Genomic DNA, 17,566 nt, shown 5'->3' with positions numbered 1-17,566 from the left:
ATAAAAGTGCCAACGATTAATCAGTTGATTAGAAAAGAGCGAAAAAAAGTTATTAAGAAGTCAAAGTCACCGGCTTTGGTAGTTTGCCCCCAAAGAAGAGGGGTTTGCACGCGTGTTTATACTACGACACCTAGAAAGCCCAACTCAGCGTTAAGAAAAGTAGCAAAAGTTAGACTAACAAGCGGATTTGAAGTAATTAGCTATATCCCTGGCGAAGGACATAATTTACAAGAACACTCTATTGTATTAATCCGTGGTGGAAGGGTTAAGGATTTACCGGGTGTTAAATATCATATTATTCGTGGTGCATTAGATACAGCAGGTGTTGCAAAGCGAACAGTTTCACGCAGTAAATATGGAGCAAAAAAAGCAAAGGGTGATGCAGGAGGTAAAAAATAATGAGAAGAAGAAAAGCCCCACAAAGAGAAGTATTAGGTGATCCAATTTATAACAATATTGTTGTAACAAAATTCATCAACAAAATGATGTATGATGGAAAAAAGAGTGTTGCAGAAAAGATTATTTATGCAACATTTGACAAAATTGAAGAAAAAACAAAAGAAAAAGGTATTGAAACCTTTGAAAAAGCTTTAGAAAAAGTTAAGCCACTTGTAGAAGTAAGAAGTAGAAGAGTAGGTGGTGCAACTTATCAAGTTCCTGTCGAAGTTCGTCCAGCAAGACAACAATCTTTATCTATCCGTTGGTTGTTGGATTCTGCTAGAAAAAGAAACGAACGCACAATGATTGAAAGATTGGCAAATGAATTAATTGATGCTGCAAATGAGCGTGGAGCGGCATTTAAGAAAAAAGAAGATGTGCACAAAATGGCAGAGGCCAACAAAGCATTTGCGCACTATCGTTGGTAAATTATGCTTTTAGGGGGGATTTCTTAATAGATTTCCCAAAAAGCTCTCTACTCACAAAATCTCAAATTACTTATCCTAAAGGATTCAAATATGGCAAGAAAAACCCCATTAAATAAAATTAGAAATATTGGAATTGCAGCGCATATTGATGCAGGAAAAACAACAACTTCTGAGCGTATTTTGTTTTACACAGGTGTGAGTCACAAAATCGGGGAAGTTCATGACGGTGCTGCAACAATGGATTGGATGGAACAAGAAAAAGAACGCGGAATTACAATTACTTCAGCGGCGACAACTTGTTTTTGGAAAGATTATCAAATCAACCTAATTGACACTCCTGGACACGTAGATTTTACAATTGAAGTTGAGCGTTCAATGCGTGTTTTAGATGGTGCTGTTGCAGTGTTTTGTTCTGTTGGTGGTGTGCAACCTCAAAGTGAAACGGTTTGGAGACAGGCTAATAAATATGGTGTTCCTAGAATCGTTTTCGTAAATAAAATGGACAGAATCGGTGCGAATTTCTATAATGTAGAATCTCAAATTGCAACAAGACTTAAAGCTAAACCTGTACCACTTGTGATTCCAATTGGTGCAGAAGATAATTTTAAAGGTGTTGTGGATCTTGTTAATATGAAAGCTTGCGTATGGAATGATGAGTCTATGGGCGCAATGTATGATATTGAAGAGATTCCAGCGGATTTAATGGATAAAGCACAAGAATATAGAGAAAAGTTGCTTGAAGCTGTTGCGGAACAAGATGAAGCAATGATGGAGAAATATTTGAGCGGCGAAGAACTTAGTGTTGCAGAGATTAAAGCTGGAATCAAAAAAGCTTGTTTAGCAATGGAAATGATTCCAATGCTATGTGGTTCAAGTTTTAAAAATAAAGGTGTGCAAACACTGCTTGACGCTGTTGTTGAGTATTTGCCAGCACCGACAGAAGTTGCGGATATTCGTGGTGTAGATCCAAAAGATGAAGAAACAGAAGTGAGCGTAAAATCTACGGATAATGGTGAGTTTGCAGGACTTGCGTTTAAAATTATGACAGATCCATTTGTAGGACAGTTAACATTTGTGCGTGTGTATCGTGGAAGTTTGGAATCTGGAAGTTATGTGCTTAACTCTACAAAAGGTAAAAAAGAGCGTGTTGGAAGACTTCTTAAAATGCACTCTAACAAAAGAGAAGATATTAAAGAAGTTTATGCGGGAGAAATTTGTGCATTTGTAGGGTTAAAAGAAACATTAACAGGAGATACACTTTGCTCTGAAAAAGATCCGGTGATTTTAGAAAGAATGGAATTTCCAGAGCCTGTTATTTCTATTGCTGTTGAACCAAAAACAAAAGCCGATCAAGAAAAAATGGCATTAGCTTTAGCTAAGCTTGCAGAAGAAGATCCAAGCTTTAGAGTGCATACAGATGAAGAATCGGGACAAACAATTATTTCTGGAATGGGTGAGTTACACTTAGAAATTATTGTGGATAGATTGAAACGAGAATTTAAAGTGGAAGCAGAAGTTGGGCAACCTCAAGTTGCATTCCGTGAAACAATCCGTCAAAGCGTTGAGCAAGAATGTAAATATGCAAAACAATCTGGTGGGCGCGGACAATATGGGCATGTTTTTATTAAGCTTGATCCACAAGAGCCAGGTAAGGGTTATGAGTTTGTTAATAATATTAGTGGTGGTGTGATTCCAAAAGAATATATCCCAGCAGTAGATAAAGGAATCCAAGAGGCGATGCAAAATGGTGTGCTAGCGGGTTATCCTGTTGTGGATTTTAAAGTTACGCTGTTTGATGGAAGTTATCACGATGTGGATTCTTCAGAAATGGCATTTAAAATTGCTGGTTCTATGGCGTTTAAAGATGCATGTAGAAAGGCAGGAGCGGTTTTATTAGAGCCTATGATGAAAGTTGAAGTTGAAGTTCCAGAAGAGTATATGGGAGATGTGATTGGAGATTTAAACAGAAGACGCGGACAAATTAACTCAATGGACGATAGAATGGGATTAAAGATTGTTAATGCATTTGTCCCATTAGCAGAAATGTTTGGTTACTCTACGGATTTACGTTCAGCAACACAAGGGCGTGGAACATATACAATGGAATTTGACCACTATGGAGAAGTTCCAAGTAATATCTCTAAAGAAATTATGGAAAAACGCAACGGCTAACTCATAAAACTTCAATCCCCTTCAAAAGGGGATTCTCTTTTTTTATTTTTGATAATTTATATTTTTATGAAAATAAGGTTCAAATTTTTAAAATAAATAAAAATCAAAAATAGGATAAAAATTCACTTTTGATCAATTTGAGATTCTACTAAAAGAAAACTTTTTATTTAAAAATGAAGCTTTAATTTGAAAAATCGTTTTATAAAATTAAACATTTTTTCCAGTTTGAGAATATAGTAAAAATCCCTTATACTCTTACACTTGTAATTAATCTATTACATTTTAAGTATTCTAAAACAAGAATTGTACTTTAAATGAAGAAGATTTTTTGGTTATAAATGAAAAATGTTAAAAATAGAAAAATATTGGCAATATTTTGAAGATTTTAATATATATATATTATGTTATGATTTGGGCTTAAATTATTACTAGGAGATGTTTATGGATTGTAAAACTTCATTGTTGAAAATGGTATTTGGTGCGGTATTTGCTGGAGGTATTTTGAGCGGTTGTGTTACAACAACTTTGCAAACAAATGCAAAAATGACACAAAGCATTTTTTTAGACCCTGTGGCAAAGAGTCAAAGAATTATTTTCTTAAGCGTAAGAAATACGAGTGGCCACGATGTTAATTTGGAAAGCAAGTTAGTGCAATTACTAACACAAAAAGGATATAAGATTGTAGATGATCCTGCAAAAGCAACATATATTTTAAGCACTAATATTTTATATTGTGATGAAAAAAAAGAAAATAATGCAGCTGCAGCAGCAGGAGTTGGAGCGGCAGTAGGTACAGGTGTAGGAGTTTATAATCATTCTTCAGTAACAGGTGGTGCAGTAGGCGGTCTTATAGGAGCAGGAATCGGTGCTTTGGCAGGTAAATTAACAGAGGATACGATTTGGCAAATGCAAGTTGATATTAATATCAAACAAAGAGCAAAAGGTGGAGTTTTAACAACATCGGGTAATGTTAGTGGGCAAGCACAAGTTAATGACCAAAGAAGAGCAGGATTCTTAAATAGTTTTGGTGGAAATGTAAGAAGTTCGCAATCAGGGCATTTACAATCCAATCAAATTAATAGTAGCGCACAATCTTATAGTAGTGATTATATTGAAAAATCTACAATTATTTTTGCTGAAGCTGTAAAGCTTGGATTAAAGTTGCCAGAGGCAACACCTATTTTAGAAGATAAAATTGCTTCACAAATTGCTGGTTTGTTTTAATAGGAAATTCTCTTAGGGCACATAAGCCTTATGAGGATTGGCAATGTAAAGTTGAAATTTTTAAGTGATTTTTGTATTAATTTTTTCCAAGTTAAAAAGATTTCTCTTTTGTAAATTTATTTTCTAGCTTTTATTTTATAAATTCATTCGTTAAGACTCTCCAAGTATTTCTATAAGTTATAAAAATTTAGAATTGCAAAATCCATTTTGGAATAAGTAGCATATTTAACAAAAATATTAAAAATTAGTGGCCGGGAGAGAGGGATTCGAACCCCCGGAGGTGTGACCCTCAACGGTTTTCAAGACCGCCGCTTTCGACCACTCAGCCATCTCCCGATAAGCTAAGAAAAGTTTGGAAGTTTGTCGTTAAGATTAACCTTGATTGCTCAAGCCATTTTATTTAAAGTAAAGAATTGGAGGCGACACCCAGATTTGAACTGGGGAATGAGAGCTTTGCAGGCTCCTGCCTTACCACTTGGCTATGTCGCCACCTATGGTGCCCGGGGCCGGACTTGAACCGGCACGGACGCAATGTCCGAGGGATTTTAAGTCCCTTGTGTCTACCATTTCACCACCCGGGCTTGTGATTAAAAACTTTTATGATTTTTAAAATGGAGCGGGAGACGGGGATCGAACCCGCGGCCCCAACCTTGGCAAGGTTATGCTCTACCACTGAGCTACTCCCGCATAAAAGTAAGAGTGAAATTATAGCGTTGCTTGGATAAAAAATCAAGTGATTTTAAAAATAATGGGTTGAAAGTTTAAAAATATGAAATACAAAATAAGCTTTTGCGGTAAGATTTGGTATAATTCCAGCTTTATAATTATTTAAGGAATCCTATGCAATTTGCTTGGTTTAGAATCATATTTAGCGCGTTTTTATTATTTTTTTTAGGTTGTGAAGATAGTCCAAAAGAGAATGCAATCATACAAGAGAAAAAAATCTTAGAAAATTTGTCATTATCAACAAATAATGGAGAGATTTTAATAGTTAATCAAAAAACAAGGGAAGATAAAAATGATTTTGCTTCATTGGATGGGAGATTAAATGTTTTAAGAGATTTAAACGTTACAGGCGTGGATGGAAACATCAAAATCCTTGTGTTTTTTACAACTTGGTGTGAGCCTTGCAAAGGGATTTTGCCACATTTGGAAAATCTTAAAAATCAATTTGGAGATAAAATTGCTTTTTTTGGAATCCCTATTGATGATTTAGTTGGTGAAGTGGAGAATTTTAAAGGTGCAGTGCAAGTTTTTAATGAAGAAAATGCGCTAAATATGCCTTTAATTTTAGATGAGAATCGTAAAGAACTTTTTAGGATACTTGGCGGGATTGAAGGTGTGCCACTTATTGCTTTATATGGAGAAAATGGAGAATATCTTATCCATTATTTAGGGGCAATCCCTGAAGAAATGATTGAGTTTGACTTAACGCAACATTTAACACAAAAGGAGCAATGATGTTTAAAATTTTTAAAAAAACATTAGAGAAAACCACGCAAAATATTCGCGATTTGCTCCCAAAAACACAAAAAAAATTATCAAAAGAAGCATTAGAAGAGATTTTAATTGCCACAGATATGGATTATGACTTAGTGGAAATGATTTTATCGCCACTAAGCAATGAAATTAGCAAAAATGAACTAGAAGTTGCTTTACTTCGCTTGTTTCGTGGAGAGAGTTATTATGATAAGGTGCAAGCTAAAGAAGTTAGTGCAAAGCCCTGCGTAGATTTAATTGTAGGTGTTAATGGTGCGGGTAAGACAACAACGATTGCAAAGCTTGCAAATCTCTATAAATCACAAGGCAAAAGCGTTATTTTAGGTGCTGGTGATACTTTTAGGGCAGCAGCAATTGAACAGTTAAAGTTATGGGGAGAGCGTCTTGGAGTGCCGGTGATTGCTTCACAAATTGGACATGATCCTTCTGCTGTGGCGTTTGATACGATCACTTCTGCTGTGGCAAAGAATTTAGATGTAGCAATTATTGATACGGCTGGGCGTTTGCATAATCAAAGCAATTTACAGCAGGAGCTAGAGAAAATTGTGCGGATTTGCAACAAAGCAAAAGAAGGTGCTCCCCATCGCAAAATTTTGATTTTAGATGGCACGCAGGGGAGTTCTAGTCTAGATCAAGCCAGAATCTTTAGTCAAACGCTTGGCGGTGTTGATGGCGTAATCATTACAAAACTTGATGGCACAAGCAAAGGTGGGGCGATTTTTAGTGTGATTTACGCATTGCGCGTGCCGATTTTATATATTGGCGTGGGTGAAAGTGCTAAGGATTTGATTGTCTTTGATGAAAATCACTATATTCAAACACTTTTAGATTCCATCTTTAGTGAGTAAAGCTGGAATCTAAAACGCTTAAAAGTGGCGTATTAAGTATTTTAAAGGCAGGTTTTGGCAAAGAAAAAAGCACAAATTTTTGAATGTCAGCATTGTGGATTCCAAAGTTCTAAATGGCTTGGGAAGTGTTCTAATTGTGGGGCTTGGGAGAGTTTTTTAGAGTTAAAAGAAGAGCAAATTGAAGCATTTAAAGGATTAAACACTCAAAGTTTAAAAGTTAGGCGTATTACAGAAGTAGAAAAAGAAGAGTTTGTCCGCTTTAGCTCTGGTGAGAGTGAGCTTGATATTGTGCTAGGTGGGGGGATTGTTCTTGGGGGAATGTATCTTGTGGGAGGGAGTCCGGGTGTTGGAAAATCTACACTACTTTTAAAGATTGCAAGCCATTTGGCAAAAGGTGGTAAAGAGGTTTTATATGTTAGCGGAGAAGAGAGTGCTTCACAAATTAAGCTAAGGGCGGAGCGATTAAATGCCTTAGATGCGAATTTGTATTTACTAAATGCAATTGAGTTAGAAGAAATTTTAGCTGTAATTAAAGACAAGGAGCGTCATTATAGCTTAGTTGTGATTGATAGTATTCAAACGCTTTATAGTCAAACAATTTCTTCAAGCCCCGGGAGTGTTTCGCAGGTGCGTGAAGTAACTTTTGAGTTAATGCGCCTTGCAAAAGAATATGGGATTTGTGTATTTATTATTGGGCATATTACTAAAGATGGAGCAATTGCTGGACCTAGAATTTTGGAGCATATGGTGGATTGTGTGCTGTATTTTGAAGGAGATTCAAGTAGGGAATTGCGCTTTTTACGTGGATTTAAGAATCGCTTTGGAAACACAAGTGAGATTGGAATCTTTGAAATGCAAAGTGGCGGTTTAGTTGGAGCAAAAGAAGCTTCAAAGATTTTTTTCTCTCATAAAACTTCAAGTCCCGGAAGTGCATTAAGCGTGGTAATGGAAGGGTCGCGCGCACTTGTGCTTGAAGTGCAAGCTTTAGTAAGTGATTGTGCCTATGGTGCGCCAAAGCGTGCTTGCACAGGGTTTGATCAAAGTCGTTTAAATATGATTTTAGCCCTTTTAGAGCGTAAATTAGAGATCCCATTAAACCGCTATGATGTGTTTATTAATATTACAGGTGGGATTAAAATTGTTGAAACTGCAGCGGATTTAGCCGTTGTTGCGGCAATTTTATCAAGCTTTAGAAATCGCGCACTTGCAAATACAAGTGTGTTTATTGGAGAAGTAAGTCTTGTGGGTGATATTCGCGATGTTCCAAGCACAGAACAACGCTTAAAAGAAGCAATTTCTCTTGGAATTACACACGCAATTTTGCCAAAAAAACTCAAGCAAAACCTAGCTATAAAGTGCTATGAAGTGCAAGAGGTTACAAAGATTATTGATTGGATGTAGATTGTGTTTGTATGGGGATAAAATCTTCTAAAATCTCTTCTTGCATAATTTGTGTAATCTCTAGTGTAAAATCCTCATTAAAGGCTTTTTCTATAATCACAATAGGAGAGACAAAAAATCCGTTAGGATAGAGTTTATAGCGTAAGGCAAGCTGAATCTCTTCGCTTAAACCTTCTTGTAAAAGAGTATTAAAATTCGTTATCCCTAGAAACTTCTTAAATGTGTTAAATTCTAAAAATACAATTCCATCTTTGCTTGCATATCCGATCCCATCTTGCCAAAATTCTATCTTTGCTTTTGTGGGTTTGTTTAACATTGAGTAATTGCAAATAAAGCTAGGGATTATAGAATCCTTTATACTAAGAGAACCTTTTAGTAGACGATATTGCAGAATCTTGCGTTTAATGATTTGATAGGGTTTTTGAGTTTGTTCTAGTTGTGTGCGTGCTTGGAAGTTTTGAAGACGCAAGGAAGGGAGATTGCGCGATTGTTTTGGGAGATTAAGAGTAGAGAAAAGCTCTAATGAAGTTTTGTTGGACTTCTCACGCTGGGCTTTTAGCGCATAAAGACAGCCACAATAGTTTTGGCGATAGAGATTTGCTTCTTTTGCAAGTTGATTTTGGATTTGTGTGCCTCCATTGCTTCGCACATCAATAGGCAAAAAGGCTAAGTTGTGTTTAATAGCGATTGCTTCACCTTGCTTGAAAAGTTCATTCTGTAACTTCATAGGGCTTGCAAGCAAAGTGCTTGTAAATTCTACGCAATGTGTATCCAATGCAATTTGCGCGCTTTTTTCTAATCTAAAATCAAAGCAATAACTGCATCGTTCGCCTTTTTCTGGAGCATCTTCTAAGCCTTTACTGCCTTCTAGCCACTCTTTTAGATGATATTCTCCTTCAATTAATGGAATCCCAAGCTGTGCACAACTGCGTTTTACATCAAGTAAGCGTAGTTGGTATTCTTCAATAGGGTGAATATTTGGATTGTAAAAAAAACCACAAAAGTTCTTGTGTGGATATTTTTCTTTGAGTTGTGTTAAAAAATGGTGGCTATCTACACTGCAACAAATATGCACTAAAGTCGTGTTTTTGTGCGTGAAATCATAAGAAATCTTAGACATTTTTTGCCTTTTTTGTGGAATTGTAACGCATTGTAATGAAATAGTGCAAGATTTGATGCATTTTTTGTTTTAAAAATTTACAGAAAAAGATAAATGACGACGATAAAATGTTACACTAACGCCTGATTATTGTATAAAGGTCAAATGTGAATTTTCAAAGAAATATTTTAATTACAGGTGGAGCGGGATTTATTGGCTCTCATTTAGTGCGTTTTTTTTGTAAAAAATATCCAAAATATCGTATAGTTAATTTAGATAAACTAACTTATGCAGGTAATCTTACAAATCTTCTTGAGGTTAAGAGAAAAGAAAATTATGTCTTTGAATATGCAGATATTTGTGATATTAAATTTGTGCGTAGTATTTTTGAAAAATATAAGATTGATAGTGTAATTCATCTTGCGGCAGAATCACATGTGGATCGTTCTATAGATGAGCCTTTTGCGTTTGCAAAAACAAATATTCTTGGCACACTTTCTCTTCTTCAGGCGTCTTGTGAATTTTGGAAAAAATTAAATATTTTGCAGCGGGGGGGGGGGATTTTTTACCATATTTCAACAGATGAAGTTTATGGAACTTTAAAATTTGATCATGCGCTTTTTACAGAAAATACAAAATACGATCCACATTCTCCATATTCCGCAAGCAAGGCAAGTAGTGATCATTTTGTTCGTGCATTTTATGACACTTATGATTTGCCAATACTTATTACAAATTGTTCAAATAATTATGGACCATTTCAGTTCCCAGAAAAACTCATTCCAAAGGTGATTAGCAATATTTTAAATGGAGAATCTATTCCAATTTATGGAAGAGGGGAAAATGTTCGTGATTGGCTTTATGTGGGAGATCATGTGCGTGCAATTGATCTTGTTTTTCATCGTGGTAAGATTGGGGAAACTTACAATATAGGCGGTAATAATGAGAGAAAAAATATTGATTTGGTTTTTTTGATTTCTAAAATCATTGATGAACTTTTAGGAAATCCCATTGGAACATCGGAGAGATTGATTGCATTTGTGGAGGATCGCGCAGGACATGATTTGCGTTATGCAATTGACGCTAGCAAAATCCAAAAAGATCTTGGATGGAAGCCATTAGTCGGGCTTGAAGAAGGTATAAAAAAGACCGCAAAATGGTATTTGAAGAATAGGGAATGGTTGGAGATTGCTTTATCTAAAAAATTAGGAAATTATCGTTGAAGAGTTTAGAGAATTTTATTTTGTTGAAAAATAAAATTTATTGAATAATTTGCACTTCCTCTTCTAAGGTGATTTTGGATTCCATATAGACTTTTTCTTTTGCTAAATGGATTAAATCTAGGGTTTCTTCAAAGCAAGAATTGCCAAGATTAACTAGAAAATTTGCGTGAATTTGGCTAAACATTAAGCTTTTATTTTTGCCAAATTTTATGCCCTTTAATCCTGCTTGTTCAATTAATGCACCAGCAAAATTGCCCTTAGGATTCTTAAAGCAACTCCCAAAACTAGGTTCTTTTGGTTGATTTGCACGCATTTTAGTAAAAACTTCTACAAGATCTGAATTAAAGCCAATTTGTTTTTTAAAAATACCTGCAAAAACAAGTTCTGAAATTTCGCTTTTACGATACTTTAACCCAAGAGATTTCACGCCTTTAAACTTTAGTTTGACATTGGAATCTAAAATTAAGATTCCATCTAAAACATCTTTAATTTCATAAGTTTTTAACCCGGCGTTCATTTTAATGATTCCACCTATACTTCCAGGTAGCTTAGATAAGATTTCAAAACCACTTAAATTATGGCGTTTTGCATAAGAAAATAGCTTGCCACTAGGTGTTGCCGCACCCACTTCTAAACAATCTCCTAAATCCTTAATGTAATCAAAGTTTTTACTAAGTGCTACTAAGTTGCTTGCATTTGGAGAAATTAGGAGATTATTTGCTTTGCCGATGATATGGATAGGTAGATTAGCCTGTAAAAGATTATCATAATCTTCAGGTAATTCTATATAGTTTAGGGGTTGGATTGAGCCGATTTTAACGCTTGTGTATTGCGAAAAATCAATGATTTTTTGTAGCATTAAAACAAAAAAGTGGGCATCATTTTAAAAATGCGTGCAGTAAAATCCATTAGCATATTTAACATCCAAGGCATTGTAAAAATAATCACAACAATAACGGCTAAAATTTTTGGCACAAAGGTAAGCGTCATTTCATTAATCTGTGTTGTGGCTTGAAAAATACTAATCATAAGTCCAACAACAAGTCCAACAAGGAGCATTGGAAGCGATAAAATCAATGTGATTTTATAAGTTTCAATAGCAAGATTCATTAGTTGCGCTTCCATAAGATTTGCCCTTATTTAATAGAATCCCAAACCATACTAGCTTTGCCATCTTTTTCTGTAATAGCGGCCATTCCCATAATATTATAACCGCAATCTACATAATGAATTTCTCCTGTAACAGCACTTGCAAGTGGAGAGAGAAGATACATTGCTGAATTTCCAACTTCTTCAATTCCAACATTTTTGCGTAATGGCGCATTTGCTTCATTCCATTTTAAGATAAATCTAAAATCTCCAATTCCACTTGCAGCAAGCGTTCTAATTGGTCCAGCTGAAATTGCATTAACACGGATTCCTTTATGCCCTAAATCGTGCGCTAAGTAACGCACGCTAGACTCTAATGCGGCTTTTGCTACCCCCATTACATTGTAATGTGCTACATGTTTTACTGCCCCTAAATAGCTAAGTGTAAGAATCGAAGCATTTGTGTTTAAAACAGGCTCTAATTCACGGCATAATTCAATAAGAGAATACACAGAAACTTCCATAGCAAGATTAAATGCTTCTTTAGAAGTTTCTAAAAAACTACCATCTAAAGCTTCTTTGGGGGCAAATGCAACACTATGCACTAAAAAATCAAGCTTGCCAAAGTCTTTTTTGATCTGCTCTCTTAAAGTGGCAAAATGCTCTTTTTTACTAACATCAAGTTCATATACATACGCCCCACAGCCAATTTCTTCAGCAATAGGAAGCACGCGTTTTTGTATTTGTTCGTTCATATAGGTTAAAGCAAGGGTTGCACCTTGTTCTTTGCACGCCTTTGTGATCCCATAAGCGATAGATTTGTTATTTGCAACACCAACAATTAGCCCTTTCTTGCCTTTCATAATCATAATTTGACCTTTAAAATGAATTTTCTAAAATCTGACAAAAGCTTTCTAGTTCCCAGCTTGCACTGCCTATAAGCACGCCATCTACGCCGTCTAAACTTAAGATTTTGCGTGCATTTTCAGGCTTCACACTTCCGCCATAAAGAAGCGGAATTCTACCTAATTTTTGCTTTAAGTGCGTGTGGATTTGTGTGATTTCTTCTAAGGTTGCACTAACTCCACTTCCAATAGCCCAAATTGGCTCATAAGCAATGATGAGTTTAGGATAATTTAAATCAATCCCTGCAAATTGTGATTCTAAAAAGGCTAATGTGGAATCTAAACCCTTATTCTTAGTCTCTAAACTCTCTCCTATGCAGTAAAAAATCTCAAAATTTTGTTTAGAAAAATATGCAAATTTTTGTGCGCAAAATGCTTGATTTTCTCCTAAATCACGCCTTTCACTATGCCCTATAAGTAAAGATTTAATGTGAAATTCTTCTAATTGTTCTAAACCTATTTCACCTGTAAAAGATCCAGATTTTGCAAAATACGCATTTTGCGCCCCGATTGAAAAATGCTTAAAAGCATTATTTAAAAGTGCCGTAGCAGAAGGAAAAAGAGCGACTTTATTAGGATTTTTATGTGCGGATAAAAAAGATTCCAATGCAGCACAAAACTCTTGAGTGCTTTTTCTTGTGTGATTTGTTTTAAAATTACTTGCGATGATTTTCATAAAAAAATTCCTTAAACTTTAAGAAGTATTATAACAAAACTCACAGGAGAATCCTAAAAGTTGGCTATAATGTGAAAAACTTTAGCGTAAGGCATTTATGATGCTTGAAAAAATTAAAAAAGACTTGGGATTAATTTTTACTTGGAATCAAAGTGATAGATCTTGGCAGATGCCATTTTTTGCTGGACTTGGCGTGGCGATAATTTTGTTCATTGCAACATTTATTGGGCGTCCGGATTTTGGACTTGTTGCTGTGATTGGAGCAATGATTTTTCTTTATGTTCCAGATACCCCTATTTATCATAAAATGATTTTAAGTATGTCTTGTGCGTTTGGGATTATAGTGTCTTTTACTTTAGGGCTTGTAGGACAGATTTTTCCGCAGTTTATTCCATTGATTGTCTTTGGAGTAACGCTTGTAAGTGCGCAAGTAGTGCGGTATTTTAGCATTGGAGCACCGGGATTTTTTTTCTTTACTTTTGCTACGATTCTTGGGACTTACATCCCTTTTGAAGTGCGAGATTATCCTATGGCTATCGGACTTGTAGCACTTGGAACGATGGTTGCTAATGTGATGGTGCTTTTGTATGCACTAAGTGTGATTTATGTGTTTAAGCGTGCAATTAAACCAATTCCAAAAATTGGAGAGTTTGGGTTTGGAGTGATTGTGATCGATCCTATAATCATTGCTTTTTTTGTGGGTTTTGCGATGTTTTTGCAGAGTTATTTGGAGCTTGATCGTGGATATTGGGTGGGGATTAGTTGTGCAGCAGTGATGACAGCTGTTACTTTTAAGCAAATTTGGATTAAACAACTTCAAAGAATTTTAGGCACGATTGCTGGGGTTAGCTTGGCATATTTTTTATTGCACTTTACCTTTGGTGCGATTGAGTTTGCACTTTTGATGATGGTTTTAATGTTTTTTGCGGAATATACGGTGGTGCGTAATTACGCATTATCAATGGTATTTTTAACGCCTTATTCTACTTATTTGGCAGAAGTGAGTAATTTTATGCAATATAATCCAAATGTGATTATTCAAGCTAGGATTTTGGATATTGTAATTGGTAGCATAATTGGATTGCTTGGAGGGGCTCTTATGCATTGGAGTGCATTGCGTAAAGTCTTAGAGAGTATTGCTAGAAAGATTGTGTTTAAGTGGATTAGCGCAGAGTAAAGTTGGAATCCAAAATTTTAGATTCCAACTTTAGTTTATTTTAGGATTCTAGGTAGCGTAATACCTTTTTGTTCTTGATATTTACCCTTTTTGTCTTTGTAGCTAACTTCACAATCTCTATCTCCTTCTAAAAATAACACTTGCGCTATTCCTTCGTTGGCATAGATTTTTGCAGGTAAAGGCGTCGTGTTTGAAATTTCAATAGTAATATGTCCTTCAAATTCTGGCTCAAAAGGTGTAACATTAACGATAATCCCACATCTTGCATAGGTGCTTTTTCCAAGACAGATTGCTAAAATATTGCGTGGAATCTTAAAATATTCTATTGTTCTTGCAAGCGCAAAGGAGTTTGGCGGTACAATGCAGACATCTCCGATAAAATCCACAACATTTGCCGCATCAAAATTTTTTGGATCAACAACCATTGCATTAATATTTGTAAAGATTTTAAACTCATTGCTCACACGAATATCATAACCATAGCTTGATAATCCATAGCTTACAACACCCTTACCTACTTGATTTTCACAAAAGGGATCAATCATTGTGTGTTCAATTGCCATTTTTCTAATCCAAGTATCTTCTTTTAAACCCATTTTATTCCTTAGCTAAGTGATTATTTTATGTAAATATGATATTATAACAAACTCAAAACAAAGTTAAAGGCTTTTAAATGGATTTTAAAGATATTAAAGAGCTAATCAAAATCTTTGATGCAAGCACTCTAAATCGTTTGAGTATCGCACAAGATACAATGCAAATTAAACTTGAAAAAGGGATGAGTGGTGTGAGTGTTAGCGCACCTGTTGTGCAAGCTACTCCGGCTCCAACAACACAAAGCCTTCCGCAAACTGCTCCTGTGGCTTCTGCCCCAGCTGCAGCAACACCAAGTGGTGATACAATCAATTCTCCAATGGTTGGGACATTCTATCGTTGCCCATCTCCAAATGCTCCTGCTTATGTAAATGTAGGCGATAAGGTGAAAAAAGGGCAAACGCTAGGGATTATTGAAGCAATGAAAATTATGAATGAAATTGAAGCAGAATTTGATTGTAAGATTGTAGAGATTATCCCAAATGATGCGCAACCTGTGGAGTATAATTCTCCTTTATTTGTTGTGGAGAAACTCTAATGTCTTTGCAAAAAGAGATTCACACTATTTTAATTGCAAATCGTGGAGAAATTGCTCTAAGGGCAATCCGCACAATTAAGGAAATGGGCAAGAAAGCAATTGCTGTTTATTCCACAGCAGATAAAGATGCACATTATTTGGATTTAGCAGATGCTAAAGTTTGTATTGGCGGGGATAAGTCTAGTGAGAGTTATTTAAATATCCCAGCAATCATCTCTGCTGCAGAACTCTTTAAGGCAGATGCGATTTTTCCCGGATATGGATTTTTAAGTGAGAATCAAAATTTTGTGGAGATTTGTAACCATCACGGCATTGAGTTTATTGGTCCAACACCTGATGTTATGGTGCTAATGAGTGATAAAAGTAAGGCAAAAGAGGTAATGAAAAATGCAGGTGTTCCAGTAGTCCCTGGAAGTGATGGAGCAGTGGAATCCAAAGAGCAAGCTATTAAACTTGCAAAAGAGATTGGCTATCCTGTGATTTTAAAAGCAGCGGCAGGTGGTGGTGGGCGCGGAATGCGTATTGTAGAAAATGAAGAAAATATGTTTAATGCCTATCTGGCTGCAGAATCTGAAGCAATTAGTGCATTTGGTGATGGCACAATTTATATGGAGAAGTTTATTGATAAACCAAAGCATATTGAAGTGCAAATTCTTGCAGATAAACACGGAAATGTTTTGCATATTGGAGAGAGAGATTGTTCTTTGCAAAGACGCCATCAAAAGTTGATTGAAGAATCTCCTGCTCCTACACTTGAGCCAAGAACGCGTGAAAGATTGTTGCAAACCGCAATTACTGCTACAAAGGCGATTAAATATGTAGGTGCTGGAACTTATGAATTTTTATTGGATTCTGATCAAAATTTCTACTTTATGGAAATGAATACAAGATTGCAAGTGGAACACCCAGTTAGTGAATTAGTAAGTGGCTTGGATATTATTGAATTAATGGTTAATGTCGCTGAGGGCAAGGAGCTTCCAAAACAGGATTCCATAAGTTTTAGCGGCTGTGCGATTGAATGTAGAATTACTGCTGAAGATCCTGTGAAATTCTATCCTTCTGCAGGGAAAATCACAAAATGGATCGTACCTGGTGGTAATAATGTGCGTATTGATAGTCACGCGTATGCAGGTTATGTTGTGCCAATGTTTTATGATTCTATGATTGGAAAACTCATTGTGTGGGGGCGCAATCGTGATGAGGCGATTGCTAGGATGTCTAGGGCATTAGATGAGTTTTGTGTAGAGGGCATTAAAACAACCATAGCATTTCATAAAGAAATGATGAAAAATGACGATTTTAAAAGAGGAGTTATCCATACCAAATATTTGGAACAAAAAATGGCTAATGATTCTGCAAAAAAGGAATAAAGTGGAACGCAAAGTGCTTGTATTTTTGAAAGCGCAAGGATGCAAATTTAATCAAAATTAAGGAGATAAAATGAAAATTGGCAATTCACAAAGCACAAATGAAAGTTTAATCAATCTAAAGAAAGCAAAAGAAGAAGAAAAAGACGCATTAAAGAAAATTGCTTCTCCACGCCCTCTTGAAGCTACAGATGGTGCAAGCTTGGCTATTGCTAATGCGCTTTTAGCACAAGCAAACTCAATGAGCCAAGGCGTAAGGAATGCAAATGATGCTCTAGGTGTAATGCAAATTGCTGATGCGACACTTTCAAATATTACAGATTCCGCAATTCGTATGAATGAGCTCTCTGTGGCTCTTGGAAATCCTGCATTAAATAGCGATCAAAGAGCAATGATTGAGAGTGAAGCAAGTGCTCTAACGCAATCTATGCAAGATGCGACAAGTCAAGCAGTTTTTAATGGAAAAAATGTTTTTGGCGGACAAATGAGCTTTGTAACAGGAAATGGAACAGAGAGCATTAATATGCAAGCACCAAATGTTGCAGGCTTAAGCGTGAATAATCAGCAAAGTATTTTAAGCTTTATTGAGCGTGTGAATATGGAGCGTGCAAATATCGGTTCTGCAATGAATGGAATCCAATCTGGGGTTAATGCAAGTATGAATACTATTGTGAATTTAAAAGCTGCCGAAGGTGGTTTGATGAAAGATGATGTTGCGGAAAATTACAATCAATTAAATAGTGCCAAACTCAAAGAAAACGCAACACTTTATGCAAATTCTTTCAATACAAAATATCTCCAAAATCGCCTAGACGCACTTCTTGGCTAAACTCTCTTAATTTCTCTTTCCCCTTTGGGGGCAATAAAGACTTTTTGAAAAACAAAAA

General features: G+C 35.8%; 18 protein-coding genes and 4 tRNA genes. 12 read left to right on the top strand and 10 right to left on the bottom strand.

Features of this window, described 5'->3' with window-relative positions; translation table 11 throughout:
• Nucleotides 1-6 precede the first annotated feature (6 nt).
• The 4 genes from rpsL to Q0358_RS07125 all read left to right on the top strand — a co-directional run bounded on the left by rpsL (nt 7) and on the right by Q0358_RS07125 (nt 4,262).
• Nucleotides 7-399: a 30S ribosomal protein S12 gene (gene rpsL / locus Q0358_RS07140; protein WP_101313187.1), complete on the top strand. Its 393-nt coding sequence runs from the start codon at nt 7-9 to the stop codon at nt 397-399.
• Nucleotides 399-866: a 30S ribosomal protein S7 gene (rpsG, locus tag Q0358_RS07135; protein WP_006655945.1), complete on the top strand. Its 468-nt coding sequence runs from the start codon at nt 399-401 to the stop codon at nt 864-866. Before rpsL ends, rpsG begins: the two co-directional genes overlap by 1 nt.
• Before the next feature lie 90 nt (nt 867-956).
• A complete protein-coding gene (fusA, locus tag Q0358_RS07130; RefSeq protein ID WP_299549423.1) occupies nt 957-3,038 on the top strand; it encodes an elongation factor G in 2,082 nt (693 codons plus the stop codon).
• A 441-nt stretch (nt 3,039-3,479) separates the two neighbouring features.
• A complete protein-coding gene (locus Q0358_RS07125) occupies nt 3,480-4,262 on the top strand; it encodes a complement resistance protein TraT (RefSeq protein ID WP_299549420.1) in 783 nt (260 codons plus the stop codon).
• 248 nt (nt 4,263-4,510) lie between these two features.
• Here the strand turns inward: Q0358_RS07125 and Q0358_RS07120 are convergent.
• The 4 genes from Q0358_RS07120 to Q0358_RS07105 form a co-directional block, all read right to left on the bottom strand.
• Nucleotides 4,511-4,598, bottom strand: a tRNA-Ser gene (locus tag Q0358_RS07120).
• Between the two features lie 78 nt (nt 4,599-4,676).
• Nucleotides 4,677-4,751, bottom strand: a tRNA-Cys gene (locus Q0358_RS07115).
• A gap of 5 nt (nt 4,752-4,756) precedes the next feature.
• Nucleotides 4,757-4,843 (bottom strand) — tRNA-Leu (locus tag Q0358_RS07110).
• A gap of 31 nt (nt 4,844-4,874) precedes the next feature.
• Nucleotides 4,875-4,949: transfer RNA gene (locus Q0358_RS07105), tRNA-Gly, on the bottom strand.
• 153 nt (nt 4,950-5,102) lie between these two features.
• Here Q0358_RS07105 and Q0358_RS07100 point away from each other — a divergent pair.
• From Q0358_RS07100 to radA, 3 genes are read left to right on the top strand one after another with little or no spacing between them, the layout of a single operon-like run.
• A complete protein-coding gene (locus Q0358_RS07100; protein ID WP_299549417.1) occupies nt 5,103-5,723 on the top strand; it encodes a TlpA disulfide reductase family protein in 621 nt (206 codons plus the stop codon).
• Nucleotides 5,723-6,610: a signal recognition particle-docking protein FtsY gene (ftsY, locus tag Q0358_RS07095; RefSeq protein WP_299549413.1), complete on the top strand. Its 888-nt coding sequence runs from the start codon at nt 5,723-5,725 to the stop codon at nt 6,608-6,610. The genes Q0358_RS07100 and ftsY overlap by 1 nt, the downstream gene beginning before the upstream one ends.
• Nucleotides 6,611-6,664: 54 nt before the next feature.
• Nucleotides 6,665-8,011: a DNA repair protein RadA gene (gene radA / locus Q0358_RS07090; protein ID WP_299549410.1), complete on the top strand. Its 1,347-nt coding sequence runs from the start codon at nt 6,665-6,667 to the stop codon at nt 8,009-8,011.
• Here the strand turns inward: radA and Q0358_RS07085 are convergent.
• The gene (locus Q0358_RS07085; RefSeq protein ID WP_299549407.1) at nt 7,995-9,131 is read right to left on the bottom strand and encodes an epoxyqueuosine reductase QueH; all 1,137 of its coding nucleotides are present in this window, start codon (nt 9,129-9,131) and stop codon (nt 7,995-7,997) included. The two genes, radA and Q0358_RS07085, sit on opposite strands and share 17 nt — an antisense overlap.
• A 146-nt stretch (nt 9,132-9,277) precedes the next feature.
• Here Q0358_RS07085 and rfbB point away from each other — a divergent pair, with 146 nt between their 5' ends.
• Entirely contained in the window at nt 9,278-10,333 is a 1,056-nt protein-coding gene (rfbB, locus tag Q0358_RS07080) for a dTDP-glucose 4,6-dehydratase (protein WP_299549404.1), read from the top strand.
• A 37-nt stretch (nt 10,334-10,370) separates the two neighbouring features.
• Here rfbB and Q0358_RS07075 read toward each other — a convergent pair whose 3' ends face one another.
• Genes Q0358_RS07075 through Q0358_RS07060 form a run of 4 tightly spaced genes read right to left on the bottom strand, consistent with a single transcriptional unit; the run spans nt 10,371 to nt 13,003 of the window.
• Complete coding sequence (locus Q0358_RS07075) at nt 10,371-11,192, bottom strand: UDP-N-acetylmuramate dehydrogenase (RefSeq protein WP_299549402.1); 822 nt, start codon at nt 11,190-11,192, stop codon at nt 10,371-10,373.
• Entirely contained in the window at nt 11,192-11,458 is a 267-nt protein-coding gene (gene fliQ / locus Q0358_RS07070) for a flagellar biosynthesis protein FliQ (RefSeq protein WP_299549399.1), read from the bottom strand. Before fliQ ends, Q0358_RS07075 begins: the two co-directional genes overlap by 1 nt.
• An 11-nt stretch (nt 11,459-11,469) precedes the next feature.
• Nucleotides 11,470-12,294, bottom strand: coding sequence for an enoyl-ACP reductase FabI (gene fabI, locus Q0358_RS07065; protein ID WP_299549656.1), 825 nt, complete (start codon nt 12,292-12,294; stop codon nt 11,470-11,472).
• Nucleotides 12,295-12,301: 7 nt separating this feature from the next.
• Nucleotides 12,302-13,003, bottom strand: coding sequence for a triose-phosphate isomerase (locus tag Q0358_RS07060; protein ID WP_299549396.1), 702 nt, complete (start codon nt 13,001-13,003; stop codon nt 12,302-12,304).
• Nucleotides 13,004-13,103: 100 nt separating this feature from the next.
• On the opposite strand from Q0358_RS07060, the gene Q0358_RS07055 reads away from it, so the two are divergent.
• A complete protein-coding gene (locus Q0358_RS07055; protein ID WP_299549393.1) occupies nt 13,104-14,180 on the top strand; it encodes an FUSC family protein in 1,077 nt (358 codons plus the stop codon).
• A 35-nt stretch (nt 14,181-14,215) separates the two neighbouring features.
• On the opposite strand, the gene dcd is transcribed toward Q0358_RS07055, so the two are convergent.
• A complete protein-coding gene (gene dcd / locus Q0358_RS07050) occupies nt 14,216-14,776 on the bottom strand; it encodes a dCTP deaminase (protein WP_299549390.1) in 561 nt (186 codons plus the stop codon).
• Between the two features lie 77 nt (nt 14,777-14,853).
• Between dcd and accB the strand changes: the two genes are divergently transcribed.
• From accB to Q0358_RS07035, 3 genes are all read left to right on the top strand, one after another.
• Nucleotides 14,854-15,312 (top strand): acetyl-CoA carboxylase biotin carboxyl carrier protein, encoded by a 459-nt coding sequence (accB, locus tag Q0358_RS07045; RefSeq protein WP_299549387.1) that lies wholly within the window; start codon nt 14,854-14,856, stop codon nt 15,310-15,312.
• On the top strand, nt 15,312-16,682 hold the full coding sequence (locus Q0358_RS07040; protein ID WP_299549384.1) for an acetyl-CoA carboxylase biotin carboxylase subunit: 1,371 nt from the start codon (nt 15,312-15,314) through the stop codon (nt 16,680-16,682). Before accB ends, Q0358_RS07040 begins: the two co-directional genes overlap by 1 nt.
• 70 nt (nt 16,683-16,752) lie before the next feature.
• Nucleotides 16,753-17,508 (top strand): flagellin, encoded by a 756-nt coding sequence (locus Q0358_RS07035; protein ID WP_299549381.1) that lies wholly within the window; start codon nt 16,753-16,755, stop codon nt 17,506-17,508.
• Nucleotides 17,509-17,566: the final 58 nt, after the last annotated feature.

This window comes from uncultured Helicobacter sp. (genome assembly GCF_937893305.1).
Taxonomy (GTDB): domain Bacteria; phylum Campylobacterota; class Campylobacteria; order Campylobacterales; family Helicobacteraceae; genus Helicobacter_D.
This window is presented reverse-complemented; position numbering and strand designations above follow the sequence as displayed.